6 protein-coding genes are annotated in these 3,774 nt (G+C 32.2%); 1 reads left to right on the top strand and 5 read right to left on the bottom strand.

Features of this window, described 5'->3' with window-relative positions:
* Positions 1-277: 277 nt before the first annotated feature.
* A complete protein-coding gene (locus AW732_RS08020) occupies positions 278-778 on the bottom strand; it encodes a hypothetical protein (protein WP_172790432.1) in 501 nt (166 codons plus the stop codon).
* 50 nt (positions 779-828) lie between these two features.
* On the opposite strand from AW732_RS08020, the gene AW732_RS08015 reads away from it, so the two are divergent.
* Entirely contained in the window at positions 829-1,131 is a 303-nt protein-coding gene (locus AW732_RS08015; RefSeq protein WP_156416096.1) for a hypothetical protein, read from the top strand.
* Positions 1,132-1,502: 371 nt separating this feature from the next.
* On the opposite strand, the gene AW732_RS08010 is transcribed toward AW732_RS08015, so the two are convergent.
* The 4 genes from AW732_RS08010 to AW732_RS07995 all read right to left on the bottom strand — a co-directional run bounded on the left by AW732_RS08010 (position 1,503) and on the right by AW732_RS07995 (position 3,557).
* On the bottom strand, positions 1,503-1,886 hold the full coding sequence (locus tag AW732_RS08010; RefSeq protein WP_172790431.1) for a hypothetical protein: 384 nt from the start codon (positions 1,884-1,886) through the stop codon (positions 1,503-1,505).
* Positions 1,887-1,905: 19 nt separating this feature from the next.
* Positions 1,906-2,415 carry a hypothetical protein gene (locus AW732_RS08005; protein WP_067961106.1) on the bottom strand — a complete coding sequence of 170 codons (510 nt, stop codon included), beginning with the start codon at positions 2,413-2,415 and terminating at the stop codon, positions 1,906-1,908.
* 104 nt (positions 2,416-2,519) lie between these two features.
* Complete coding sequence (locus AW732_RS08000; RefSeq protein WP_067961103.1) at positions 2,520-2,771, bottom strand: hypothetical protein; 252 nt, start codon at positions 2,769-2,771, stop codon at positions 2,520-2,522.
* A 15-nt stretch (positions 2,772-2,786) separates the two neighbouring features.
* Complete coding sequence (locus tag AW732_RS07995; RefSeq protein ID WP_156416095.1) at positions 2,787-3,557, bottom strand: hypothetical protein; 771 nt, start codon at positions 3,555-3,557, stop codon at positions 2,787-2,789.
* Between the last annotated feature and the right edge of the window lie 217 nt (positions 3,558-3,774).

Below are 3,774 nucleotides of genomic sequence, written 5' to 3'. Positions count from 1 at the left end.
TGCTACATCACTTGCATTCTCATTTGGAGCTGCATCAACCATACTCAATCCAGAAATGGAGAGCACCATGATTGCAGCTAGAGATACAAACAATATTGTTTTGATGTTTTTTGTCGTCATTGGAATTTACGTAAATTATGATGTTAATAAAAAATAGTTCAATCCAAATTGAACTAATCTTTATATTCACGTGTCTCGCATGAACTGCAAAGAATTGGGTTTTGATGTGTAATAGCCCTACAATTTGGGCAGTATAAAGATAAAATGTTTTCAGAGTTTATTGTGTTAATTCTGGATATAGAGACATTGCACCTTTTGCGGTGATTAATCCCATCTCTGACAAGTAATATTTTTTCCCTTTCTTGATTATATGTTCTGCTGCAACCAATTCATCAAGCAGTTTGCTTGAATCCATTTGTATTGCAAAAGTTTCTTTTGTTGCATTGTTTTGTAACAGATATACAAGCAGTTCATCATTTCTGTCAGGTGTTGGATAGTATGATGTGCGAATTAACATTTTTTGTATGGCAGCAGGTATAGATGTTATTCCACTTTTTGGTTTCATTTGAATGTGTACTGCATTATTCAAGTGAGTTATGTTGATCTTTTTTGATTCCAATTGTGTTTGACATGCCTCTATCAGTTTGAATACCTTTTGCACAGTTCTGAAATTTAATTCTGTTTTTTCGCTTATTTTGTTTAACGTGTATTGTTCACCGTTTTGAAGGGTTTTCATTATTTGCAGAGTTGCACTGGTAAGATCCGTTCTAGTCATCATGTATAATTGTACAATATGATTATATAATATTTATTGTATAACTGTACAGTATGGATGACTATGAGATCGCCATAATATTGCAGGCATATAACAAGGGAATAATTGGGATGCCAAACTATGTTGCCATTGAAAAATTTTCAAAAATGGTAAACTGGAAAAAAATCTCATCAGCATACAGAATAAAAAAAAGATTCAAATCAGTAGCTCAAAAACTTGTAAAACGTAAATTACTTTCAGATGATGGAAAAAGCATGGCAGTGTTATACCTCGATAAAATTGGAGTGGCATATGTTATTGGGATAATTGAGAGTGAGTCTGAACGCATATCAAAAATTTCAGCCAAGATTGAATAGTTTAGTTATTTTTGTTCCAAATCTTTACACATGCTATTCGTAGATTTCCTTGAAGATTTTGGATTTCCTGCTAACAAACCAAACATTCGATTATTCTGAATCAGATATTAGTAAATTAGCAGGAGTTTCACCAAGAACGTTGCAGAAGATCTCCCCTTTTTGGTAAAAGAGGAATTGGTCAGAAGAACTCGTAAAAGCAGTAAGGTATTCATGCATGAAATCAATAAGAAATCAAATAGATCAAAGGCATTGCTAGATTACATAGAGACTACGAGAGATGCATTACATACCTGCAAGACTGGAATCAATCCCACATAAAAGACAACAAAGCAAGCAATTACTATACCAATTTTGAATCTAGTTTTCACTTTTTAATCTTCCAAAATTAGTATCATGACTGGATTTTTTGGGTTGTCGTGTATGACGATTTCTTTGAGAATGGCGCCATCCTTTTGCTTTTCAACAAAACTCCTAGTTCCATTTTCATAAAAGAATGTGTCATAATGTTCTTGATAATTCTGGGAATATGTTCTATCGATCATCTTGTTTGGCTCTAAAACGTAAAATCTCTCAACGTTTTCATTTGCCAAAAACAAAACATGGTCTACGGTTATCGGAATTTTTTCCTTGATTCTATCTCGTAAGTCATTAAGAGCTAATGATAATTCTCTGTCAGTAGTTATTTCAAATTGTTTTTCATTTTCAAATGAACTAACTAAAAATCCAATGTAAAATGCCAATGCTATACTTGCCACAAAAATTAAAATTATTTTTTTAATCAATTTCTTTTACATCTTCAAAAGTTAAAATAAAAATCTCATTTTTATATTCAACAAAATGCATCTCATTTGATTCATAAATTGGAATACCTGTGAGTTCTGTTTCGATCCAATGTATGTATTCATTTTGATTAAAGGCGGTCATAAAAAAATCAGTTCGGATTGTAGATGGTCCGGGTTGTGATATTCTGTACAGATTAGTTCCTTGTTCATAGAAAAAAGTATCAATTTTTGAGTCATCATCAATTAGATTTTTCCTTGGCATTAGCGCCACATCAAACAAAGTCTGAATTTGCGGATAATCCATGAAATGCTCACTGGTAAGTTTTGTTGGCACATATGATATCTCATGTCGTATTTTATCAATTTTAGCAGGTTGATAAATCACTGTAATTGTTTGGGAATACTTGTCAAGGGAAGGATTTGAAAAATAACTAACTTGAAGCAGTATAACAATTCCAACCAACACGCATGCTCCAATGACAATTGAGAATTTGTATTTCATTTTAGTTCAATAAAAAAAGAAATGTAAAAGAGTTGCTAGTAAGTTGCATCTTCTGCTTGAGTTGACAGATAGTTGTATGAATTTTTCATGACCAATATTATGAATTAATTTAATCGTATGATGTCCAAACACATCTCAACATCTGAAAAATCAGGTTGTAATGTATCATCATGTCCATTATTGATAAAATCTATGGCTTTTTGAGTGCATCCTAGTTTAATATAATTCTCGATTTTTTCTGGATCTAAAGGTATTGGAATGGTTGAATTGAAATAATCTAAAACAAATGAGAAAACAAAACCCAAGACAATAACAATACTGATTGAAATGATTACAGTCTTGATTATTTTATTCATAATCAATAAAAAAAATTAAAGGGTTTTAGTTGTTACCGCAGGGAATTGTGTAAAGCTTTGTTGTGCTGGTGGATTTAATGGGCCATCATAATCAGCATTTGACCAGATAGTCACATAATCACCTTCACCAGCTGCACACCAATAATTTGCAGTTAGAAATACTGTAGTGTATGGGCAGTAGATTTGATATCCAAATACAGTCATCCAATTGTCCTCAAAATCCCAAGTGTTACAACTTGAATCTTTGATGATTGTTGGATAATTCCAAGTGTTACTAATGTTAGTCCAACTGGAATATGCTGTGTATGATCCTTGTGACCATCCATATCCACTCCAATCACAGTCAGCTCTGTACTGCAGACTTGTAGTATAGTTTCCTGTGCTAGTTGCATAAGCTGGTGGTATTGGCGAATTTTCAAAAGCATCAACGTTTACAGGTTTATCGGTTTTTACACCATTCTCATCAGAAGAATAATGTTTTGATAATTTATTGTAGATTTTAGCTAATTGTTTTTGTGTTTTTTCAGTTTGTTTTTGGTCTAACAGTGTTTCGACTTCTTCAAACATATCTGCACGCTCAATATATTTTCTGAGCTTATCTTTTTTTGCAGTGTCTTTTTCTTTAGCTAATTGTTCCTGAAAAGCTTTCTTTTGTTCTTTGATTTTCTCGATATTTTCTTTATGTTCATTGCTTTCTGCCTCTGCAAAGTCCATTACACTAAATGGCAGAATCATTGCAGCAATGAGTCCAGCAAACAATATCGTTTTGATGTTTTTTGTCGTCATTAAAATTTACGTAAATTATGAGATTAATAAAAAATAGTTCAATCCAAATTGAACTAATCTTTATATTCACATGTCTCGCATGAACTGCAAAAAATGTAGAAATGATATGATGACTGTGTTTAGATCATACTGATTTTAATTTGGACTCACCTAGGTACCTAATTCGGTGTTGGTTTTAAGTTCCAGCATAATCTTTCACAAAATTACAATTAGTAAT

This window comes from Nitrosopumilus sp. Nsub (genome assembly GCF_001541925.1).
Classification (GTDB): domain Archaea; phylum Thermoproteota; class Nitrososphaeria; order Nitrososphaerales; family Nitrosopumilaceae; genus Nitrosopumilus.
Note: the sequence above shows the minus strand (reverse complement) of the source record. Positions and strands in the feature narration are given on the sequence as shown.